This window comes from Nonlabens sp., assembly GCF_039941875.1.
In the GTDB taxonomy this organism is placed as follows: Bacteria; Bacteroidota; Bacteroidia; order Flavobacteriales; family Flavobacteriaceae; genus Nonlabens.
In genome coordinates this window covers 132,798-154,893 of the sequence record NZ_JBDVDQ010000014.1, presented here as the reverse complement: position 1 = coordinate 154,893, position 22,096 = coordinate 132,798, and the positions used below count along the sequence as shown (strand labels likewise).

19 protein-coding genes and 1 riboswitch are annotated in these 22,096 nt (G+C 33.8%); of the genes, 10 read left to right on the top strand and 9 right to left on the bottom strand.

The genetic code is table 11. From position 1 onward, the window contains the following. Window position 1 precedes the first annotated feature (1 nt). From ABJF08_RS08170 to ABJF08_RS08150, 5 genes are read left to right on the top strand one after another with little or no spacing between them, the layout of a single operon-like run. Entirely contained in the window at window positions 2–1,069 is a 1,068-nt protein-coding gene (locus tag ABJF08_RS08170; protein ID WP_348115641.1) for a substrate-binding domain-containing protein, read from the top strand. An 18-nt stretch (window positions 1,070–1,087) separates the two neighbouring features. Continuing rightward, on the top strand, window positions 1,088–2,620 hold the full coding sequence (locus tag ABJF08_RS08165; protein ID WP_348115640.1) for a sugar ABC transporter ATP-binding protein: 1,533 nt from the start codon (window positions 1,088–1,090) through the stop codon (window positions 2,618–2,620). Window positions 2,621–2,630: 10 nt separating this feature from the next. After that, window positions 2,631–3,599, top strand: coding sequence for an ABC transporter permease (locus tag ABJF08_RS08160; protein ID WP_348115639.1), 969 nt, complete (start codon window positions 2,631–2,633; stop codon window positions 3,597–3,599). Between the two features lie 13 nt (window positions 3,600–3,612). Next, window positions 3,613–5,097, top strand: coding sequence for a mannitol dehydrogenase family protein (locus tag ABJF08_RS08155; RefSeq protein WP_348115638.1), 1,485 nt, complete (start codon window positions 3,613–3,615; stop codon window positions 5,095–5,097). A gap of 10 nt (window positions 5,098–5,107) precedes the next feature. Next, window positions 5,108–5,989: a carbohydrate kinase gene (locus ABJF08_RS08150; protein WP_348115637.1), complete on the top strand. Its 882-nt coding sequence runs from the start codon at window positions 5,108–5,110 to the stop codon at window positions 5,987–5,989. Window positions 5,990–6,088: 99 nt separating this feature from the next. Here ABJF08_RS08150 and ABJF08_RS08145 read toward each other — a convergent pair whose 3' ends face one another. The 8 genes from ABJF08_RS08145 to thiS all read right to left on the bottom strand — a co-directional run bounded on the left by ABJF08_RS08145 (window position 6,089) and on the right by thiS (window position 13,483). Continuing rightward, complete coding sequence (locus ABJF08_RS08145) at window positions 6,089–7,144, bottom strand: HesA/MoeB/ThiF family protein (RefSeq protein WP_348115636.1); 1,056 nt, start codon at window positions 7,142–7,144, stop codon at window positions 6,089–6,091. A gap of 6 nt (window positions 7,145–7,150) precedes the next feature. Next, a complete protein-coding gene (gene thiH / locus ABJF08_RS08140) occupies window positions 7,151–8,266 on the bottom strand; it encodes a 2-iminoacetate synthase ThiH (protein WP_348115635.1) in 1,116 nt (371 codons plus the stop codon). 2 nt (window positions 8,267–8,268) lie between these two features. After that, a complete protein-coding gene (locus ABJF08_RS08135; protein WP_348115634.1) occupies window positions 8,269–9,039 on the bottom strand; it encodes a thiazole synthase in 771 nt (256 codons plus the stop codon). Between the two features lie 36 nt (window positions 9,040–9,075). Further along, window positions 9,076–9,699, bottom strand: coding sequence for a thiamine phosphate synthase (gene thiE / locus ABJF08_RS08130; protein WP_348115632.1), 624 nt, complete (start codon window positions 9,697–9,699; stop codon window positions 9,076–9,078). After that, window positions 9,696–10,460, bottom strand: coding sequence for a hydroxymethylpyrimidine/phosphomethylpyrimidine kinase (locus ABJF08_RS08125; RefSeq protein ID WP_348115630.1), 765 nt, complete (start codon window positions 10,458–10,460; stop codon window positions 9,696–9,698). Before ABJF08_RS08125 ends, thiE begins: the two co-directional genes overlap by 4 nt. A 135-nt stretch (window positions 10,461–10,595) precedes the next feature. Further along, window positions 10,596–11,207, bottom strand: a complete 612-nt coding sequence (locus tag ABJF08_RS08120) for a thiamine phosphate synthase (protein ID WP_348115890.1) — start codon at window positions 11,205–11,207, stop codon at window positions 10,596–10,598. A 120-nt stretch (window positions 11,208–11,327) separates the two neighbouring features. Further along, on the bottom strand, window positions 11,328–13,187 hold the full coding sequence (gene thiC, locus ABJF08_RS08115) for a phosphomethylpyrimidine synthase ThiC (RefSeq protein ID WP_348115629.1): 1,860 nt from the start codon (window positions 13,185–13,187) through the stop codon (window positions 11,328–11,330). Window positions 13,188–13,279: 92 nt separating this feature from the next. Further along, window positions 13,280–13,483, bottom strand: a complete 204-nt coding sequence (gene thiS, locus ABJF08_RS08110) for a sulfur carrier protein ThiS (RefSeq protein WP_348115628.1) — start codon at window positions 13,481–13,483, stop codon at window positions 13,280–13,282. Window positions 13,484–13,563: 80 nt separating this feature from the next. Next, window positions 13,564–13,658, bottom strand: a riboswitch (TPP riboswitch). A gap of 311 nt (window positions 13,659–13,969) precedes the next feature. Between thiS and ABJF08_RS08105 the strand changes: the two genes are divergently transcribed. Together ABJF08_RS08105 and ABJF08_RS08100 are read left to right on the top strand one after the other, a co-directional pair. Further along, a complete protein-coding gene (locus tag ABJF08_RS08105; RefSeq protein ID WP_348115626.1) occupies window positions 13,970–14,269 on the top strand; it encodes a hypothetical protein in 300 nt (99 codons plus the stop codon). Window positions 14,270–14,462: 193 nt separating this feature from the next. Further along, complete coding sequence (locus ABJF08_RS08100; RefSeq protein WP_348115624.1) at window positions 14,463–15,053, top strand: DUF6515 family protein; 591 nt, start codon at window positions 14,463–14,465, stop codon at window positions 15,051–15,053. Between the two features lie 219 nt (window positions 15,054–15,272). On the opposite strand, the gene ABJF08_RS08095 is transcribed toward ABJF08_RS08100, so the two are convergent. Next, window positions 15,273–16,172 (bottom strand): helix-turn-helix transcriptional regulator, encoded by a 900-nt coding sequence (locus tag ABJF08_RS08095; protein ID WP_348115623.1) that lies wholly within the window; start codon window positions 16,170–16,172, stop codon window positions 15,273–15,275. Window positions 16,173–16,286: 114 nt separating this feature from the next. Between ABJF08_RS08095 and ABJF08_RS08090 the strand changes: the two genes are divergently transcribed. From ABJF08_RS08090 to ABJF08_RS08080, 3 genes are read left to right on the top strand one after another with little or no spacing between them, the layout of a single operon-like run. Next, window positions 16,287–17,738, top strand: coding sequence for an MATE family efflux transporter (locus ABJF08_RS08090; protein WP_348115622.1), 1,452 nt, complete (start codon window positions 16,287–16,289; stop codon window positions 17,736–17,738). Next, on the top strand, window positions 17,728–18,921 hold the full coding sequence (locus ABJF08_RS08085) for an efflux RND transporter periplasmic adaptor subunit (RefSeq protein WP_348115621.1): 1,194 nt from the start codon (window positions 17,728–17,730) through the stop codon (window positions 18,919–18,921). The genes ABJF08_RS08090 and ABJF08_RS08085 overlap by 11 nt, the downstream gene beginning before the upstream one ends. A gap of 20 nt (window positions 18,922–18,941) precedes the next feature. Beyond that, window positions 18,942–22,094, top strand: a complete 3,153-nt coding sequence (locus tag ABJF08_RS08080; protein WP_348115620.1) for an efflux RND transporter permease subunit — start codon at window positions 18,942–18,944, stop codon at window positions 22,092–22,094. The last annotated feature ends 2 nt before the right edge of the window (window positions 22,095–22,096 follow it).

Genomic DNA, 22,096 nt, shown 5'->3' with positions numbered 1-22,096 from the left:
CATGAAAAACATAAACTTAAAATCTGCTTTTAAGAGCCTGGTTTTACCAGCAGTATTGGTCGTTTTTTGTACGACTTTTTCCAGTTGTGTGGAGCATCTAGATGCAGGTACTACAACAGATACAAGTAATCAGGAATCTACAGGAGACATTTTTGATAGTGCACTAGATTTAACTGGTAAGAAAATAGGGTATTGTACACCATCTTTAAACGCACCTTATTATCAAGCACTATTGCAAAGTATCAAATCTACGACAGAGAAGAATGGAATGATATTCTTATCTGCCGACGGTCAGGACGATATTACTAAACAAATAGCTGCTGTCGAAGATCTTATTACCAAAGGTGTAGACGCTTTGTTGTTAAACCCAAAGGATCCTGATGCACTGGTAGGAATCACTAACATCGCTACTAAAGCTGGAATACCTGTGTTTATCATAGATAGTTCTATAGATGATAGCGCAAACGTTGTAACTACTATACAATCTAATAATCTAGCCAATGGAGAGCTAGCTGGTGAGTGGCTGGCAAAGGAAATGAGAAATAAAGAAATGAATATTGCTTTATTGAGTGGTAACGCTGGTAATCCAGTAGGTAGAACACGTAAACAAGGTTTGTTACAAGGTATTACAGAAGAGCAATTGAGAACACAAGGTAAAATAGATCTCAATATAAAGACTCAAGCTTATACAGAGTGGTCGTATGCAGGTGGTTTAAAAGCAATGGAAGATATTCTAGTTGCTCATCCAGATGTAAACGTAGTAATTACAGAATCAGACGTTTGTGTTCTAGGTGCGATAAAAGCAATAGCACAAGCAGGTAAAACAGATGATATTTTAATAGTCGCTGGTGCAGATGGTCAAAAAGAAGCCATTAAATACATCATGGAATCTGACTTTTATGGTTGTACTGCCATGAATAGTCCAGTTCAAATAGGTATCAACTCTGTAAAATACGCAATGGAATACATGAACGGTAAAAGAGATTTCCCTAAAAAATCTTTTACTGTTCCATTGCTCATTACCAAAGAAAATGCAGCGCAGTACTATAATCCCAATGCATTATTTTAATGTTTAACTAGTATTGTTATGAAAAATTCAGAAAACGACTACCGTCTAGAAATGACAGGAATATCAAAAAGTTTTGGTGTTGTGTCCGTTCTTAAAGACGTTAATTTAAAAGTGAAGCCAGGAGAAATTCATGCTTTATTGGGTGAGAATGGTGCTGGTAAATCGACATTGATCAAGATATTGAGTGGTGTCCATCATAAAGATACCGGCACGGTACGTTTAAATGGACAAGAGATTAACCCTAAAAACACTCATGAAGGTCAGGTTTTAGGAATAAGTGTGGTTTATCAAGAACTGTCTTTAGTCAACGATCTTTCTGTAGCAGAAAACGTTTATTTACACAAACTAGGTGCTAGTAAATTCTGGATGAATTGGGATAAGATCACTAGAGATGCACAAGAATTATTAGATTCATTGGGCTTTACTATTGACGCTTCCGCGAAAGTGAGAGACCTAAGCATCGTGCAAAAGCAAGTAGTCGAGATAGCAAAAGCACTGTCAGAAGACACTAAAGTATTGGTGCTGGACGAACCTACAACGGTATTTGATCCTACCGATACTAAAAAGTTATTTGATAATCTTTTTAGACTAAAAGACAAAGGAATTTCTATTATCTACATTTCACACCATCTAGACGAAATTATCAAAATAGCAGATTCTGTCACTGTTCTTAGAGATGGAGTAGATACGGGAACCATGCCTATAGCAGAGACTGACACAGACGGCATCATACGATTGATGATAGGACGTGATTTAAAAGATCTTTTTCCTGCTAGAAATGTAGAAATAGGATCTGATCCTGTATTCCAAGTTAAGAATCTAACCGCCAAAGACACGATTGTACATGATGTTTCTTTTTGTGTCCGACCAGGAGAAGTACTTGGTATAGCTGGGTTAGGAGGTAGCGGTAGAACAGAAACTGCAAAACTAATTTTTGGAGCAGATAAAAAGAAATCAGGAACTCTAATTCTTGATGGAAAAGAGATTAGAACTAAATCACCAGTAGATGCAGCAGCTTTTCAAATAGGTTTTGTATCAGAAGATAGAAAGGAAGAAGGAGTGTTTTTACCGCTTTCTATAAGACGTAATATAAGTGTCACGAGCTTTAAATCTATCTCTGGTAAACTAGGTTTTATCAATGTAGATAATGAGTATAAAAAGGTTTTAGGGCTTATTGAGAAATTAAATATCAAAACACCTAGTTCTGAGGTTAATGTTAAAAATCTAAGTGGTGGAAATCAGCAAAAAGTAGCATTAGCAAAATGGCTAAGTATCGATAGTAAAGTGATCTTTATAGATGAGCCAACTCGTGGTGTAGATGTCGGTGCAAAAATTGAAATCTATAACCTTATTAATGAAGTGGCAAAAAAAGGAGTAGGCGTAGTAGTAATATCGTCTGACATGCCAGAGATTATGGGAATCTCTGACCGTATTCTAGTAATGCATCAAGGTACTATTTATGGAGAACTACAAAAAGACCAATTCACAGAAGAAAATATACTGCGTTACTCGATAGGTAAAAAATTAAAACAACAAATTCAAACTATATAAAATTCATGTTATGGCTTTAGCATTAAAAGAACAACTGAGCAGTCCTGGTGGGATTCTTAAGTTTTTAGTCAAATATAATACGGTATTCATATTTCTATTACTCGTTATATTTTCAGCATTAATTTCAGATGTGTTCTTCACATCGGCAAACATTACTAATTTACTTAAGCAAGTATCTGGAATAGGTATTATAAGTATCGGTATGTTAATCGTTATTCTAACCGGTGGTATTGATTTGTCTGTAGGCTCGCTGGTCGCATTGCTGGCAGTAACTTTTGCCATACTGGTCAACTTAGTCGTTTTACCGCTAGCGATTTTACTAACTATAATTATTGGATTTAGTTTAGGTAGTATTTCAGGTTATCTAGTCGCCTATCAAAAAATGGCTCCTTTTGTAGCCACACTAGCTTTAATGACCATTGCTAGAGGATTAGGTTTTATATATTCTAAAGGATCACCAGTTACTTTTAAAACAGCAGGAGGTGTTTTCATGTCCGACTTTGCAAACAATTCTACTTTAGGAGTACCTAATATCGCAATTGTCTTTTTTCTTATCGTTATCGCCGCTATGGTAATGTTGCGTTATAATGTCTTTGGTCGTTTGATCATTGCCATAGGTAGTAATGAAGAGGCTTCTCGATTATCAGGTATCAAGGTTAATAAATATAAGTTTCTAGTTTACGCTATCTCCGGAGCGTTAGCTGCAACAGCAGCTATTATAGTTGCTTCTAGAACAAATTTAGGATCTCCTAACATGGGAATGTCTTGGGAATTAGACGCTATAGCTGCAGTAGTAATAGGTGGTGCAAGCTTAAATGGTGGTCGAGGTACCGCTATAAATACACTTATGGGAGTTCTAATTTTAGGACTCATCAGTAATATTCTTAACCTTTTAAATGTTCCTTCTTATCCACAACAAGTGGTAAAAGGAGCGATTATCATATTTGCAGTTTTACTTCAAAGATTTGAAAGCAAATAATTAATATATCCAGATGAAAAATTATCAACTTAATACAGAAAACCTTTCTAATATTTCAGAAAGTATCTCTGTGCCTGCATATGATAGAACTAAAGTTAAAACAGGGATTGTACACGTGGGCATAGGCGGTTTTCACAGATCTCATGAAGCATTTTATACAGACCAACTATTGCATGATCCTTCAAATTCTGATTGGGGAATTTGTGGTGTTGCTTTGTTAGAATTTGATACTAAAATTTATAAAACATTAAAGGATCAAAATGGGCTGTACACGTTAATAGTTAAAGAGCTAGATGGTACACAATCCACTAGAGTAATAGGTTCTATAGTAAAATATCTCTATGCACCAGAGAATACGCTTGCAGTAATAGAAAAAATGGCCAGTCCAGAGGTTAAAATTATATCACTTACTATTACAGAAGGTGGTTATAATTATAACGAGGCAACTAAAGAATTTGATTTTAATACACCATCTATTCAACATGATTTAGATCATCCTGACGCTCCTAAAACAATTTTTGGTTATTTAACACAAGCATTAAAGCTTAGGAAAGAACGCAGTTTAAAAGGATGTACCATTCAGTCATGCGATAATATTCAAGGAAATGGTGACATGACTAAAAGAATGTTATTGAGTTATGTGAGTAAAGCGGTGCCAGAATTGGTAGATTGGATAGAGTCACATGTTTCCTTTCCTAATGCTATGGTAGATAGAATTACTCCTGCAACAGCAGCTAGTGATATTATCAATTTAAAAGAAACAACTGGAGTAGAAGATGCCTGGCCAGTAGTGTGCGAGCCTTTTAAACAATGGGTAATAGAAGATGATTTTATAGAAGGTAGACCAGCATGGGAAAACGTAGGTGCGCAATTTGTTAAGAATGTAGAGCCGTATGAAAAAATGAAATTAAGCTTACTTAACGCAGGACATTCTGTGCTAGGTATTCTAGGAGCATTAATAGGATATGATACCATAGATGAGTCTGTTTCTAATATTCACATCCGTACTTTTTTGCATAACTATATGGATATAGAAGTGACTCCTACGTTAGGCGATCTGGAAGGAATCAATTTAAAAGAATATAAAGCATCACTTTTAGAACGTTTTGGAAACATCAACATTAAAGATCAAATCGATCGCATATGTTCGGAGAGTTCTGCAAAGTTTCCCATCTTCATTTTACCAACTGTAAACGCACAGTTAGTTGAAAAAGAATCGGTAGAATTTGCAGCTTTTGTAGTCGCAGCATGGGCTATTTATAGTCTTGGTAAAGATGAGAATGGCGAAGATTTAATAATAAAAGATGCCATGAAATCACAGCTTCATGAAAAGGCCGCTGCTTCTGTTATAGAACCTGCTAGTTTTTTAACCTTAGAATCTATTTTTGGGAAACTTGAATCGTCTGTTGTGTTTAAATCAGCTTTTACAAAAGCATATGAAGATATAACAAAGAATGGAGTAGAACAATCTATAATTAAAAGGAACGAAAATAACTAAAGTTATGGAAATGAAGAACATAGTTTGTTTTGGAGAGGTGCTTTGGGATGTTTTTCCTACACATAAAAAAATAGGTGGAGCACCTTTAAATGTTGCTTTGCGATTACAGTCGTTAGATAATTCGGTATCAGTTATCAGTAGTATAGGAGACGATAAAAAAGGTAGAGAAATAAAAGAATACACGGTAGAAAAAAGTGTAAATGCCACTCATATTCAAGTCCATAACGAATTGAAAACTGGAAAAGTGAAGGTGATGCTTAACCAGAAAGGTTCTGCTTCTTATGATATTATGTATCCTAGAGCTTGGGATAAAATCCAGTTAACTGAAGAAAACGAGAAGCTTACAGAAAAAGCCGATGCTTTTATCTACGGCAGTCTGGCAACAAGAGATGAAACGTCTAGACATACTTTATATGAACTTTTAAAAATAGCTTCGTATAAAATATTTGATGTAAACTTAAGAGAGCCATACTATACAAAAGAAGTTTTAACTCATTTAATGGAACAGGCAGATTTTATTAAATTTAATGATGATGAAATTTTTGAAATAGGAGAGTTGCTCGACTCAAAAACACACTCTTTAGAACAGAATATCAAATTCATTGGAGACTTTACAGACACACAGACTATTTGTGTTACTAAAGGACGTCATGGTGCTATTTTGTATGTTAACGATACCTTTTATTACAACAGCGGTTATCAAGTAGAAGTGGTTGATACCGTAGGCGCAGGTGATTCCTTTTTGGCAACTTTAATCAGTAAGTTGCTTAAAGAAAACCAACCGCAAGAAGCTATAAATTATGCTTGTGCAGTAGGAGCATTAGTTGCTAGTAGTGAAGGAGCAAATCCGCAAATTGAACAGCAAGATATTATTGATTTTATGAATTCTTAGATGAATCTAAATCTAGGTTTTTTATAAGAAACGGCAGGTAAATTACACCTCAATTAATACTAGATACTAATTGAGGTATATGTGTTTTAAATCAGATAGTTATGTGATTTTGTCATTAAGATAAAATAAGGTAGTTTCAAATCCGTTTTGTTTTAGCAACTCAACAGCTTTTTTGCTACGTATTCCAGCTCTACAATATACAACTACATCCTTATCCGTTTCTATTTCAGACATTCTTTCTAAGAGATCATTTAGCGGTATATGTTGTCCGCCTATATGGTGTAATTCTCTTTCATGTGGTTCTCGTACATCTAGTAAATGGTAATCGCCTTTTAATGCATTTAACTCGTTTCTGTTAATTCCATATTCGTCTATTTTTAAACCACAACCATACTCGTAATCACGATCTAGTTTTTTGATTTGGATATCGGTATTCTTTTTGTAGTTCAGTACCAATTGTTGCATCGTGAGCATGTTATAGGTTAATAGTTGGTTTGATAACACATTACCTATACCGCATACCATCTTAATCACTTCATTTGCTTGTAAACTGCCTATAATTCCAGGTAACACACCTAATACACCTATTTCCGAGCAATTTGGTGAATCCTCTGGATCAGGTGATGATGGGAATAAACATCTATAGGTGGCACTGCCTTTATAATTGAACACACTCACTTGCCCTTCAAATTTAAAAATAGCCCCATAAACTAGCGGTTTATTAGTAATTACAGCTGCATCGTTAGCTAGATAACGAGTTGGAAAATTATCGCTACCATCCACTATGATATCATAATCTTGAAATAATTCAATGGCATTTTTTGAACTTAATTTTTCTTGAAATAGATCGAATTTAACAAATGGATTCAACTTTGACAGTCGTTCTATCGCTGTTGCTACCTTAGATTTTTCTATGTCTTCTATAGTGTATAAAATCTGACGTTGTAGATTACTTTGCTCAACGACATCATCATCGATTATACCTATCGTTCCTACTCCTACGGCCGTTAAATATTGTAAAACTGGACAACCTAAACCACCAGCACCTATAATTAAGACTCTTGCTTTTTTTAATTTTAATTGACCATTTTCGCTTATTTCATCAAGTAATAAGTGACGGTCGTATTGCTTTTTCTCTTCGTTAGTCAGACTCATATTTATCTATACGTTTTCAAAGTGTTCCCAATCTTTCCATACCACTTCTAAGTCTTTATTTTTGAGCATAGAAACGATTTCTTCAGTACTTCTTTCATCAGATATTTCAAACTGTTCTAATGATTGTGGTTCGACAGAATACCCACCAGGATTGGTCTTGGACTCTGCACTGATAGAGGTGATACCTAGATGTACGATATGATCTCTAAAAACTTCACTTTCTCTAGTAGACATCGATAACTCTATATCTTCATCAAAGAGTCTAAAAGCACAAATAAGTTGTACTAAGTCTGTGTCGGTCATTTCTACTTTAGGTTCTAATCCACCAGAATGTGGTCGCAATCTGGGAAAAGAAATCGAGTACTTCGTTTTCCAATAGGTTTTCTGTAAATATTTTAAATGTAAAGCGGTAAAAAAACTATCAGCACGCCAGTCTTCTAAGCCAAATAAAGCTCCCAAACCAATTTTATGAATACCAGCTTTTCCTAATCTATCAGGAGTGTCTAAACGGTAATCAAAATTGGACTTTCTGCCTTTGGGATGGTGTTTTTTATACTCTTCTCTGTTATAGGTCTCTTGATATACAAGCACTGCATAGAGTCCATTTTCAACTAATAATTCATATTCATCTTGATCTAAAGGCTGGACTTCAATAGTAATATTCGAAAACTGAGAACGGATTAATTGAATAGCATTTTTAATGTATTCTACACCTACAGTTTTATTTGCTTCTCCTGTAACCAATAAAATATGATCGTATCCTTTTTCTTTTAGAAAAGCCACTTCTTTTAAAATTTCAGCATCGGTTAACGTCCTTCTAGGGATTTTGTTGGTCATGCTAAATCCGCAATAGGTACAGATGTTTTGGCATTCATTACTCAAATACATGGGTACATACATTTGCATGGTATTGCCAAAACGTTTTTTAGTTAAGAGTTGGCTTTTTTGTGCCATTTCTTCGATAAAAGGCTTTGCCGCTGGAGAAAGTAATGCTTTAAAATCCTCCATCTCTAGTTTATCCTTAGATAATGCAGTTTTTACCTCGAGAGTTGTTTTATCATAAACACTCTTTAAAGTTTCATCCCAATTATGGGTGTCCAATAGATCTTTAAAATGACTCATATTTAATTTAAAAAACTAGTTAATGGACTACTAGCAGTTGCGTTTTTGCTTATTGGTGCAAGTTTTGCTTCATAAGCCATCCTACCGGCTTCGACCGCCATTTTAAAAGCGATAGCCATTGCTATTGGATCTTGAGAAACTGCAATAGCTGTGTTAACCAGTACAGCATCAGCACCTAATTCCATCGCATATGCTGCGTGAGATGGTGCTCCTATACCAGCATCTACAATTACTGGCACATTAGATTGCTCTATAATAATTTCTAGAAAATCTTCCGTTTTTAATCCTTTATTACTTCCTATGGGAGCACCCAGAGGCATAACACATTGCACACCTACATCTTCTAGTCGTTTACATAAAACAGGATCTGCATGAATGTAAGGCATCACGACAAAACCTAATCGTACTAATTCTTCTGCTGCTTTTAATGTTTCTATAGGGTCTGGTAATAAGTATCTTGGATCTGGATGTATTTCTAATTTTATCCAGTTGGTTTCTAATGCTTCTCTGGATAATTCTGCCGCAAAAACGGCTTCTTTGGCAGTTCTAACTCCAGACGTGTTAGGCAATAGGTTGATATGATTATGATTTAAATGAGATAGAATATCATCATCTTCCTTATGGATATCGACTCTTTTTAAGGCAACTGTTATCAACTCACTTTGAGAAGCTAATAAGGCGTCTCTCATAACTTGTGAAGAGCTAAATTTTCCTGTTCCTGTAAATAAACGAGAGCTAAATTCTTTATCGGCTATTTTTAGTTGGTTGTTCATTTTTTCTTTTTAAAAATTTGACTTCTATTCGTGCATTTATTCTGGTAGGTGTATTGTCTTTATAATATCCTGAAATTCTTTAATACTAGACATGTTACTAGTTATCACACCACACACAGCAATGCCATAAATACCAGTTTTTAAAATAGGAGGTACATCATGAATAGCAATACCACCTATAGCGATTATCGGTGTTTTAGTATTTAATTCTTTTAGTAGATTTCTATATCCAATAACACCTAATACCGGACTTAAATTCTTCTTAGTCTTTGTAAATTGATAGGGTCCTAAACCTATATAATCTACTTTTTTATCTAGCAAAATTCTACAATCTTCTAAGGTATTTGCTGTGCCACCTATAATAAAAGAATCTCCTAAATACTCACGAGTTAGTAGAGGACAAGCGTCGGTTTTTCCTAGATGTACACCATCTGCCTGTACTTCTTTTGCGATTTTATAATGATCGTTGATGATCAACTTAACCCCATACTCGTTTGTGATTGCTCTAGCTTTTATAGCTGTCTTTAAAACCTTTGTATCATCCGTATTTTTAATACGTAATTGCACCCATTTTATACCCTGTATACAGGCTTTATGTACATTTTCTAAATGATCTTGAGTTGAATTTCCTTGTGTGATGTATTGTAACGTATCGATCATAAATTGTTATAATTATGGGTTCCTAATAAAGTCTCGTTAGATGCTAAATATTCTTCTATATATAGTTTGGTATTTTTACAAGCGTCTTCTATTGATAGACCATGCGATAAATAAGAAGCTAGTGCAGACGATAATACACAACCGCTACCGTGCTTTTCAAAAATAGGACTGGTTAAAATAGGAGGTAGAACTAGTTTTTTTACCTGATCATAATACACTTCATCCCAACCTTTTTTATCGATTCTGTGACCACCCTTTAAATAAACATTTGTTCGTTGAGCAATAAATTTTATGGTGTCCTCGATAGATTTATCAGGAAATAATTCTTGAATTTCTTCATAATTAGGAGTTATAAAATCACAGTTCTCTAAAACTTTTTCAAATACATCTAGATTTTGAGAATTGTGAAATGTAAATCCAGCGCTTGCTCTTAAAATAGGATCTAAAACTATAATGATACTAGAATTGTAACCTCTCAAAACCGTTAATATTTCTAATAATATGTCCCAAGACTTTATAACCCCTATTTTAACGGCGATAATAGTAAAGCGTTCAAGGAGCGTTTCTAACTGGTTTAAAATATCTTCTTTTTCTATCCAGATACACTTTTTAAATGAGACATCATTTTGAACAGTTACTGCTGTACAAACTGATAAACCATATAAATTATGTGCCTCAAACGTTTTAATATCTGAGGTGATTCCTGCGCCACTAGAAGGGTCTATACCTGCAATGGTTAGTATGTAATTTTTATCGTTCACGACTTTTCTTATTTTAAGTATTACAACTCATTATTATGGCGTTCCCTAAAGGGCCAGGCTATCACTACTCGCTTTTTTGTGAAGAAAAATCACAAAAAGAGCTCAGACATGCCGCTCTATCCTTAACGCAACATTCTAGCGCATCAATTTTAAACTAGATTCTATAAATTTTTCTTTAATTCTTTTATAACTCTCTACAGGATATTCTGTATTCCATATTCCACCCAAAACACCTATTCCTTTAAAGCCTAACCGTAAAGTTTCTTCTATGGTTTCTGTATCTATACCGCCCATGCCTATGATGGTTTTAGGGATGGAATTCACATTGAAACCACGACCCTCATATCCTTGTTTTGAAATAGAAGAGAAAACCGGACTCAATAAATGATAATCAAATTCAAAATAACAAGCCTCTAAAACTTCTGGTTCATGAAAAGAAGAACTGATTGTTTTTCCGTACATATTTAGGTTCTTAAAATACTGTACAGGGTTATCGATATGATCTATTCGTTTCTGTTCTTGAAAATGAATTCCTTTTAAATTGAATTCATTGATCAATTCATGATGATAATGCACTACAATTTTATTGTGAAATTTCTCATCGATTTTATTCAAATATTCCACGTGCTCATCGTAATTTTTATCTGGTTTTCTCAAATGGTAGAACATTAAACCTTCTTCAAATAATTGGTTTAATGTTTCTATTTCCTTTGAAATATCATTTTCTGGTGCAATAAGAATAATCATAGCTGTGGAGTCTTTTTGAGTTAGGGATTGCAGTGGCATCCTTTTGCTTTTTTGGCAAAAGATATAACGGAAAGCCCGCCCACGCTTTTTCTTTAAAAGCGTGGGAACTCCCTTAAAATATTATAGATATACCTCTGATCCTTTTTCTTTAAACTCTTTAGATTTCTCTTCCATACCTTTAGCAATGACCTCGTTATCAACGATATCATTAACGGCAGCAAAATCTCTAACCTCTTGAGATATTTTCATAGAACAGAATTTAGGACCACACATAGAACAAAAATGCGCCACCTTTGCACCATCGGCAGGTAGGGTTTCGTCGTGATATTCAAGTGCGCGTTCTGGATCGAGACCTAGATTAAATTGATCATACCAGCGGAATTCGAAACGAGCCTTACTTAATGCATTATCACGATGTTGAGAACCTGGATGACCTTTGGCTAAATCTGCAGCGTGGGCAGCCAGTTTATAGGTGACTACACCTACACGCACGTCTTCTTTATTGGGTAGACCTAAGTGCTCTTTGGGTGTGACGTAACATAACATCGCACAACCAAACCAACCAATCATCGCAGCACCAATTCCTGAAGTTATATGATCATAACCTGGTGCGATGTCTGTGGTTAAAGGGCCTAAGGTATAAAATGGAGCTTCATCACAAACTTCGATTTGCTTTTCCATATTCTCTTTAATCATATGCATCGGCACGTGTCCAGGACCTTCTATAAAACATTGTACATCATGATTGCGAGCGATTTGAGTTAGCTCTCCTAGGGTTTCTAACTCGGCAAATTGTGCCTCATCATTTGCATCGGCCACAGAGCCTGGACGCAAACCATCGCCTAAAGAAAAGGCAACATCATATTGTTTTAAGATCTCGCAAATGTCTTCAAAATGTGTGTATAAAAAGCTCTCTTTATGATGTGCTAGACACCATTTTGCCATGATGGACCCACCACGAGAGACGATTCCGGTAACACGTTTGGCCGTCATAGGAATGTAGCGTAGCAGCACACCTGCGTGTATTGTGAAGTAATCCACACCTTGTTCTGCTTGCTCTATTAATGTGTCTTTAAAAATCTCCCAAGTTAGATCTTCGGCAACTCCTTTTACTTTTTCAAGTGCTTGATAAATAGGTACGGTACCTATAGGAACAGGAGAATTACGGATAATCCACTCGCGAGTTTCATGGATGTTTTCTCCGGTAGATAAATCCATTATATTATCTGCACCCCAACGACATGCCCATACGGCTTTTTCTACTTCTTCTTCTATGGAAGAGGTCACGGCAGAATTACCAATGTTAGCATTTATTTTTACTAAGAAGTTTCTACCTAAAATCATAGGTTCTGCCTCTGGATGGTTAATGTTAGACGGTATTACGGCACGACCTCTTGCTACTTCAGAACATACAAATTCTGCTGTGATTTTATCTGGGATAGAGGCGCCAAAATGTTCTCCTTTGTGCTGTTTTCTTATTTCTGTCATCTCATCTATACGCTGATTTTCACGTATAGCGATGTATTCCATTTCTGGAGTAATGATTCCCTTCTTAGCATAATGTAATTGGGTAACGTTTTCACCTTTTTTTGCTCTTAATGGCTTCTTTAATAAGGAAAAACGCATGTGATCAAGACTTTTATCATTTAAACGCGCATTGCAATACTCTGATGAGAATTCGTCTAACTGCTCAACGTTATTTCTATCTAAGACCCATTGCTCGCGTATTCTTTCTATTCCTTTGTGTACATCAATTTCTTTATTAGGATCTGTGTAAGGTCCAGAAGTATCGTAAACGGTAACAGGTTCATTAGGTGTTTTCTTTTTTGTCATCGAGTCTGTGGTATCGCTCAATGCAATTTCTCGCATGGCAACCTTGATGTGAGGATGGATTTTTCCTGCTACATATATTTTTGTAGAATTAGGAAAAGGATGTCTGGTTATTCCATCTTGTTTAGGTGCGGTGTCTTTACTTTTCATAGTAATTAGGCTATAGACCATAAGTGTATTTACTTATAGCAGGTTAGATTCTTAATGTGTAGGTTGTTTAAATAATAGCTGTAGACGTATAATTAACCGCCTTGAGTGGCAGTAATTATTAGAATTTGATCGCCGTCGATTAAGGTTTTTTTATCCCAATCTGTTTTTGTTATAATGTCTTGATTTATAGCAACAGCAATTCCATTAACCGGTATAGCGAGCGTAGTGAGAATCACTTCTAAAGTGCTATTGGGTTGAATTTTATGGAACGTATTATTTACTTTTATGTTTATCATGAGATATAAATTACTTTATTTGAGTAATGTTATAAACGATAAAAGATTTGAGAATAGAAAAGGCGCAGTGTTGTGCGTACAACAGTCTGATAACTTTTCCCTACGTTGGTATTAACCAAATCAGGTTCTAAGGATTTTTCTCAAACTAATTTAATAGCTACTCCTAAAGTTTACACCACAAATGTAAACATATAAATGAATTATAAACGAGGTATTTTTTAAAAACGTAATAATTCTAACCCTAAAACCTATTGAAAAAAGGATGAATTTACATCAACTACTTAGGCTATTATTGATATGAAATAGAATATAGTAGTGGAGGTATTTTTTTATTGTGATAGTCTAATGCATGTATTGTAAATACGTTATATCGCTTAAAAATGTATTTTAACGATTATTAAATTGTGTTTATTTTTCATTTAGTTGTTGTATGATTATAAAATTAAATTTACATCGTAGAAAAATTACATTTAAAATATATATATCATGAAAAAAGTAGCATTAGCAATAATAGTAGTAGTATCAATGACTAGTTGTAACAGCGTTAAGAATATGAACACTTCTAGTATATCGCAAGCGGCAACGTTGTTAAGTTCATTAAGTTCTAACTCTACTGTACAGCAAATTTCAAGTCTTTTTACTTTGTTAGATGCTAATAAAGATGAGGCAATTAGTTCTACAGAGGCGATAGGTTCTGTTTCTGAAAACTTCAATGTTTTAGATAAGGATAATAATTCAAGTTTAAATCTTACTGAATTAACAGGATTACTAGGTTTACTGAAATAATAGAATCATTTTATTTACATTAAAAGCATGCTTAATAGCATGCTTTTTTTATGCTTAAAAATTTCAAATTTCAATGGCTGTGTAATTACTTTGAGTTTATTTTAACAAAAGTATAGGATCATACTCATCAAACTTTTTTCGTTAATAAGAGTCAAAAAAGTATTGACAAGTTTAATTATTAAAATAAAAAGTTATGATTTCTATTATAAGAATATACATATTACCTATCGCTTTTTTTATGGTATCGACTGTGCAATTATCAGCTCAGATAAAACGTTCTACAAAAGCTAAAACTACGGTAAGCAAAACAAATAAGAAAACAATTTCAAAGGGTAGAGTATCCAGTAGTAAAATTATCTACAAGACGCCTAAAAAGAAAGTAGTTTCTGTAAGAAACGTGCCGAATAGAACAGTGGTGCGTCACAATGGTCAGAACTACTATTACTCTAATAATAAGTACTATACTCAGTCTAGAGGACGATATATTGTAATCGCCCCTAAGGTAGGATTTAGAATAAATGTGTTACCTACTAACTATAAAAGAGTACGTTTTAATAACCATGATTATTATAATGTAAGTGGTATTTTCTACACACAAGTAGGTGATGAATACGAGGTTATAGAACCTGAAATAGGAACTATAGTATATGAATTACCAGACGATTATGAGAAAGTAGTCCTTGATGGTGAAACGTATTATGAGTATGCAAATGTACTGTATGAAAAGATACAATATGATGGGACCAGAGCCTATGAAGTTGTTGGTATTATTGATATGAATTAGATTAGATACTGAATTAGTCATAAGGAGAATAATGAAAATTATTCTCTTTTTTTTTAAAACATTTAAAAAGAGGAATTAAGTTCAATAACATCTAGTAGTGAAGCCATTGAAATTAAATTGTTGTAACTTTTGAATTTTTAATTTACCTTTTTATTTTTATTTTAAAATCTACGGTTTCTACAGTGAATAGATGGAATATATTGAGTTTTAAAAACTAGTTCAACTAATCTTTTTTTTTCGAAATTGAGTAGCAGTTAATCCAGTATTTCTTTTGAAGAATTGATTAAAGTTAGCTACTTCATTAAATTCTAACGCATAAGCTACATCGGCTACTGTGTTATCTAATTGATGTAAAAGTGATTTTGCGTATAACATTTTGTAGTCAATAATAATTTTCTGTGCACTCTTACCTGTGGCATTTTTCACACATTCGGTAAGGTAAACAGGGCTTATATTCATTTGAGAGGCGTATTCATTTACAGATAAAAATTGATGATTACTAGATAGTATATGTTGTTCAAATTTGGACATAACAATATCAAATCTGTTATTGGTAATCATACCCTTATTATTTTGGGTGGTACGCTTTACCTTATATAATAAGATAAGAAGTAAAGACCTAACTATTTCAAAATTATTTAAAGCTGTACTTCTTGCTTCTCTATATAATTCTTGTGCGATACTTAATATGTCATTAAAATCATCTTCTAGTAGTTGATAAAGGGGCATCGTATGAATTTTAAAAAAAGGAAATTCATTTTGAAGTCCATAAGATTGATTTAAATTGGTAAAAATGGAAGCGTTAAAATAAATTAAATACCCATAATCATTATTAGGAGGTTTTTCACTGTCATAATTAATTACCTGAAAAGGAGAGACTATAGCCAAACTATTCTTCATTTCATTAAGAGTTTGATTGCCTATTTGAATATTCGTTTTACTGCGTTGTAATATCGCTATTTCAAAAAAATCTCGTTTATGAGGAACTAAAAATTCTTTATTAGGTTCCATAAACTCCATTTGTTTAGCTATTCTTCTAATATAAAAACTGTTAGCGTAATCATTAGCAGGTTCTACACCATTTAAAAAATAAGTGTTGATATCATTAAATATTTTCATATTATTAAATAGATAAATAGAAACTTAAATTGTAATCTTTTTTACAAAGATAGTAATTCATATTTATGCTTTTGAACAAATTACCTTTACAAACTTAAATAGCTAAACTATCACATGGGTAATTTGATACATATCTTACAAAGGATATTTCTCTTCTTAAAATCAAAGAGAAAAGCTATTTCATTTCAAAAAAGTACCATAAAAAGAGAGTACTCACTTGAAGATGATTCGGTATTAAAATTACTTTTTGCTTTTGTAGGACCTGCTGTTCTTGGGTTATTAGTTAATGCACTATATAACTTAGTAGATCGCATTTTTGTTGGTCAATTTGTTGGTGCAGAAGGATTGTCTGCTGTAACTATGGTATTTCCTGTTAATCTATTTCAGTTTGGGTTTATATTACTTTTTGGGAGTGGGGCAGGTATCTTAATTGCTAAATATTTAGGAGAAAAAAATACGGATAAAGCAGAAGATGTAATTGGTAATGTAATTATAGGAATTTTAATAACTAATTTATTTTTCACCACTTTAGGGCTCTTATTTTACAAGCCTTTATTGACCGCTTTTGGGGCTGAAGGGACACTGTTAGATTTATCATCTCAATATCTCGTTATTATCATTATGGGCTTTCCTCTAAGTTTTTTCTTATCCTTAGAGTTCACATGTAGAGCAGAAGGTAATCCAAGCTTTCCAGCAAAGCTCATGCTTTTATCATGTATAATTAATGCTAGTCTAGATTATATTTTGATGAAAATATTTAATATGGGCATTAGTGGTGCAGCTTTGGCAACTGTTATAGCGCAATCTATAAACGCTTTATTTTTAATAAGGTATTATTTAAGCGGTAAAAGTTTAGTGAAAATAGTGTGGAAGAAAATTAAGCTCAAAACGCACATCATTCTACCTATTCTTTCAGTGGGTTTTGCTCCGTTTATAATGGATATTGCTATAAGTCTACAAAATGTATATGCAAATACTTTGTTACTAACCTTTGGAGGAACAAATGGAGTTGCTGCAATGGGAATTCTCTTCGGTATAAATGTTTTTTTTATGATGACTGCGCTTGGAACAGGTGATGGTATGCAACCCATTATAAGTTATAATTTTAGTGCTAAACTCTATAGTAGAGTGTTAAAAACTCTTGGTTTTGCATTAAAAATGATGGGCGTTGTATCTTTAATAGGTGTTACATTTTTGGAATTATTTCCTTCTTCAATTATTGATCTATTTATAGACAATAACCTGAATATTAAAACTATTACAAAAATTGCTATACAAATATTTGCCATTTCAATACCATTTTACATGGCACAAATAGTTCTAACGCGCTATTTTCAAGCGTTAGAAAAAAATAAAATAGCGACGTTTTTAGCATTATTACGACCTGTGCTATTTATTGTAGCTGCCTATCTTCTAAGTACTGTATACGGCATTATCGGTATATGGATATCTTTTGTTGTTAGTGATCTAATAGCTATGCTTATATCATATTATCTGTTAAAAAAATATTCGATTAAAAGAAATATAAATAATTCAACAACAAATCATTATATATATGAAAAATAGAACAATTAACATAACTACTTTCTCCATTGGATTACTAATTAGTGTATTATCCATTTCTTGTAATGAAAACAATCAGGCTCTTGATAGAACCGAAGTTGTTGCTGAATATGATGTACTAACACTTGTGCCAGAGACAATAGAACTTTATGATGAGTTCCCTGCAACCATTGAAGGGATTGAGAATATTGAGATTAGACCTAAAATAGAAGGTTTTATCGAGAAGGTTTTGGTAGACGAAGGTCAATACGTAAAAAAAGGAGATTTACTTTTTATGTTAAATGCACCTCAATATGAACAAGAAGTACGAAATACCCAAGCTGCTATAAGTAGTGCTCAAGCAGAAGTTAGTTCTGCACAGTTAGATGTGGAAAAGGCAAAACCTTTGGTAGAAAGAGAAATTATAAGCAAATTTGAACTTACTTCTGCTGAAAATAACGTTACCGCAAAAAAGGCAGCTTTAAAACAAGCGCAAGCTAGCTTAGCAAATGCTAAAACAAATTACAGTTATACTCGTATTACAGCTCCTGTTTCTGGTTTTATAGGTACGTTGCCTTATAAGTTAGGTAGCTTAGTAAATAGTAGTACTGCAGATCCTTTAACAACAGTATCTAACATTAGTCAAGTTTATGCTTATTTTTCTATTAATGAGAAAACACATCTTGAATTTGCCAGAAAAAACTACGATACTACTTCTAAACAACGCGCAAATAACGCACCTGAGGTTTCTCTTTTATTATCTGATTACACTTTATATGATCAAAAGGGTAAAATACAAACTGTTAGTGGGCAAGTAGATGAGGAGACTGGCTCGTTTAATGTTCGTGCCATTTTTGATAATCCAGATAATTTACTTAGAACAGGTAATAGTGCTACCATTCGAATTCCAAATGTTATAGAAAAGGCCATACAGATACCGCAATCTGCTACCTACGAAATTCAAGGAAATGTTTATACCTATGTAGTAGACAGTTTATCCCAAGCCATATCCACAAAAATAGAGGTAACGCCGTCCACTTCAGGACAAGCATATATAGTTACTGAAGGATTAAAGGATAATGATCAAGTCATTATTGAAGGTATTAACACTCTTTCCAATAAAAAAGAAATTAAACCTGTCATGGTTAAGGCTGCCGATGTAAAGTCTTTACAAACTGATGTAAATAATACTACAACAGCTAACTAATTATTATAAATACAAACGTTATGTTTAAAAATTTTATAAAAAAACCGGTACTTTCTGCTGTAATATCTATTATCATTTTGATTTTAGGTATTATTGGAATCACCACTTTGCCTATATCTCAATACCCAGATATAGCACCACCAACAGTACAAGTTTCTGCTTCTTATGATGGAGCTAATGCCGAAGCTGTATTAAATAGTGTTATCGTCCCTCTAGAAGAAGCCATTAATGGAGTAGAAGGAATGACCTATATGACTTCTACAGCCAGTAGTGGATCTGCAAGTATCACTGTGTATTTTGAATTAGGAACTGATCCTGATATTGCTGCAGTAAATGTACAAAACAGCGTTTCAAGTGCCTCAAACTTACTTCCGTCTGAAGTAACAGAATCTGGAGTGACTACACAAAAACAACAAAGCAGTAATGTACTAATTTTAGGTATTTATAGTGAAAATAGCGATTATGATGAGGAGTTTGTTCAGAATTATGCTAACATAAACATTATACCCATTTTAAAAAGAATTAATGGAGTAGGAAGTGCAAATACATTTGGATCTAGGGACTACAGTATGCGTATTTGGTTAAAAGCAAATACTATGGCTAATTATGGTCTAATACCATCGGATATAAGGCTTGCTCTAGCTGATCAAAACCTAGAAGCTGCACCAGGAGAATTAGGCTTACAAGGTGATCAGGCATATCAATATACTTTAAAGTATAAAGGTAAATTACAAAACGCTACTGAATTTGAAGATATCATTATAAAAACGACAGATAGTGGTAGAATTCTACGTTTAAAAGATGTCGCAAGAGTAGAATTAGGATCACAATCATACAGTACATCCACTTTAGTAAATGGATATCCAGGAATAGGAATCGCTATAGCTCAATCTGCAGGTTCCAATGCTAGAGAAGTTGTTCAAAATGCTGTAAAAACATTAGAAGATGCTTCCGTTAATTTTCCTGATGGAATTAAGTATGTAGAAATGCTTAATGCCAACGATTTTTTAGATGCATCTATATCAAAAGTAATACAGACACTTATAGAAGCTTTTTTGTTAGTATTTCTTGTTGTCTTCATTTTCCTTCAAGATTGGCGTTCCACTTTAATCCCAGCCATTTCAGTACCAGTAGCTATTGTAGGAACATTCTTTTTTTTAAGTCTACTTGGATACACTATTAATCTACTGACTCTTTTTGCTTTAATGTTAGCGATTGGGATTGTGGTCGATGATGCCATTGTGGTGGTAGAGGCTGTGCATTCTAAGTTAGATTCCGGATACAAATCTGCACGAAAGGCTAGTTTAGATGCCATGAGTGAAATCTCGGGAGCAATTATTTCCATAACCTTAGTTATGTCGGCTGTTTTCATACCAGTTACATTTATCAGTGGTTCTTCTGGTGTTTTCTTTCAACAATTTGGAATTACACTCGCTATTGCCATTGTATTATCTGCAATTAATGCCCTAACCTTGAGTCCTGCACTATGTGCATTACTACTCAAACCTCATGACGAAGCACATACTAAAAAGGGATTTATCCAACGATTTTATGTCGCGTTCAATACAAGTTTTGATAAATCTACTGCAAAATATAAAAATGCAATCTCATTTCTTATACGTAAAAAAGCAATGGCCGTTGGTATTCTTGTAGTTTTTATAGGACTATTTATTTACTTAATGAATACAACAGCGACAGGCTTTGTACCAGACGAAGATCAAGGAGTAGTTATGTCTAATATAAGCCTACCAGCAGCCTCGTCATTAGAAAGAACAGCTGAAGTGGTTGAACAAGTAAAACAAATTGTCGAAGAATTACCAGAAGTAGAAGCTGTATTTACCAACACAGGTAGTGGATTAATAAGTGGTTCAGGATCTAATTATGCTACAGTAATATTAAGGTTAAAAGATTGGGGAGAAAGATCAGGCGAGGGGCAAGACGCTCAATCTATTGTTAAAAGATTATTTGGTAAAACAGCTCATATTAAAGATGCTGATATTATATTTTTTGCACCACCAACGATTTCTGGTTTTGGTATTAGTAATGGATTTCAATTACAATTACAAGATCAAAGTGGAGGTAGTATAGATGATTTATATGATGTGACACAGGAGTTTCTTGCGGCCTTAACTAAAAGGCCAGAAATTCAGTATGCTACCACCACATTAGATCCTACTTTTCCACAATACGAAGTAGTTGTAGATGTTGCCAAAACTAAATTAGCTGGTCTAGGTGTAGAAGATGTTCTAGATGCTATGCAAGGTTATTTAAGCGGTGTGTATGCTTCTAATTTTAACAAATTTGGTAAACAATACCGTGTAATCTATCAAGCTGAAGCTAATTTCAGAGCGAATCCAGAAAGTCTAAATGCCATTAAAGTTAAAAATAGCAATGGAATTATGGCACCTATAACAGAGTTTGTGACTTTGAAAAGAGTTTATGGTCCTCAAAGTATAAGTCGTTTTAATTTATTTACATCAGCAAGTATAAGTGGATCACCTAATGAAGGGTATAGCTCTGGAGATGCTATTAATGCAATTCAAGAAGTTGCAGCTACTACTTTACCTACAGGATACGGATATGAATATTCAGGTTTAACTAGAGAAGAAATTTCGGCAGGTAGTCAAACGGTGTATATTTTTGCACTTTGCTTTATTTTCATCTATTTTTTATTATCCGCTCAATATGAAAGTTTCATACTTCCATTTTCTGTTTTATTGGCCGTACCGGCAGGACTTTCGGGAGTTTTAATTTTTGCTAATCTATTCGATATAAATAATAATATTTATGTACAAATTACTTTGGTTATGCTTATTGGTCTACTAGCTAAAAACGCCATATTAATTATAGAATTTGCGATACAAAGAAGACGTGAAGGTGAAACAATTATACAATCTGCTATAGATGGTGCAGTAGCCAGATTTAGACCTATTTTAATGACTTCGTTTGCTTTTATCTTTGGATTAATTCCTTTAATGATCGCTTCAGGAGCAGGGGCATTGGGTAATAAAGCTATCGGTACCGGTGCGGTAGGAGGTATGTTAATTGGAACTATTTTAGGAGTTTTGATTACACCTGTACTTTATGTGATTTTTCAATCTCTTCAGGAAAAAATTGTAGGAACTCCTAATCATGATTGGGGTGAAGATGAAGAATTAACGTTGAACAAATAAAA

Excerpts from the sequence above, each read along its gene's own strand:
- ABJF08_RS08170 (WP_348115641.1), top strand. The coding sequence starts at position 2 with ATGAAAAACATAAACTTAAAATCTGCTTTTAAGAGCCTGGTTTTACCA.
- ABJF08_RS08165 (WP_348115640.1), top strand. The coding sequence starts at position 1,088 with ATGAAAAATTCAGAAAACGACTACCGTCTAGAAATGACAGGAATATCA.
- ABJF08_RS08160 (WP_348115639.1), top strand. The coding sequence starts at position 2,631 with ATGGCTTTAGCATTAAAAGAACAACTGAGCAGTCCTGGTGGGATTCTT.
- ABJF08_RS08155 (WP_348115638.1), top strand. The coding sequence starts at position 3,613 with ATGAAAAATTATCAACTTAATACAGAAAACCTTTCTAATATTTCAGAA.
- ABJF08_RS08150 (WP_348115637.1), top strand. The coding sequence starts at position 5,108 with ATGAAGAACATAGTTTGTTTTGGAGAGGTGCTTTGGGATGTTTTTCCT.
- ABJF08_RS08145 (WP_348115636.1), bottom strand. The coding sequence starts at position 7,144 with ATGAGTCTGACTAACGAAGAGAAAAAGCAATACGACCGTCACTTATTA.
- thiH (WP_348115635.1), bottom strand. The coding sequence starts at position 8,266 with ATGAGTCATTTTAAAGATCTATTGGACACCCATAATTGGGATGAAACT.
- ABJF08_RS08135 (WP_348115634.1), bottom strand. The coding sequence starts at position 9,039 with ATGAACAACCAACTAAAAATAGCCGATAAAGAATTTAGCTCTCGTTTA.
- thiE (WP_348115632.1), bottom strand. The coding sequence starts at position 9,699 with ATGATCGATACGTTACAATACATCACACAAGGAAATTCAACTCAAGAT.
- ABJF08_RS08120 (WP_348115890.1), bottom strand. The coding sequence starts at position 11,207 with ATGATTATTCTTATTGCACCAGAAAATGATATTTCAAAGGAAATAGAA.
- thiC (WP_348115629.1), bottom strand. The coding sequence starts at position 13,187 with ATGAAAAGTAAAGACACCGCACCTAAACAAGATGGAATAACCAGACAT.
- thiS (WP_348115628.1), bottom strand. The coding sequence starts at position 13,483 with ATGATAAACATAAAAGTAAATAATACGTTCCATAAAATTCAACCCAAT.
- ABJF08_RS08105 (WP_348115626.1), top strand. The coding sequence starts at position 13,970 with ATGAAAAAAGTAGCATTAGCAATAATAGTAGTAGTATCAATGACTAGT.
- ABJF08_RS08100 (WP_348115624.1), top strand. The coding sequence starts at position 14,463 with ATGATTTCTATTATAAGAATATACATATTACCTATCGCTTTTTTTATG.
- ABJF08_RS08095 (WP_348115623.1), bottom strand. The coding sequence starts at position 16,172 with ATGAAAATATTTAATGATATCAACACTTATTTTTTAAATGGTGTAGAA.
- ABJF08_RS08090 (WP_348115622.1), top strand. The coding sequence starts at position 16,287 with ATGGGTAATTTGATACATATCTTACAAAGGATATTTCTCTTCTTAAAA.
- ABJF08_RS08085 (WP_348115621.1), top strand. The coding sequence starts at position 17,728 with ATGAAAAATAGAACAATTAACATAACTACTTTCTCCATTGGATTACTA.
- ABJF08_RS08080 (WP_348115620.1), top strand. The coding sequence starts at position 18,942 with ATGTTTAAAAATTTTATAAAAAAACCGGTACTTTCTGCTGTAATATCT.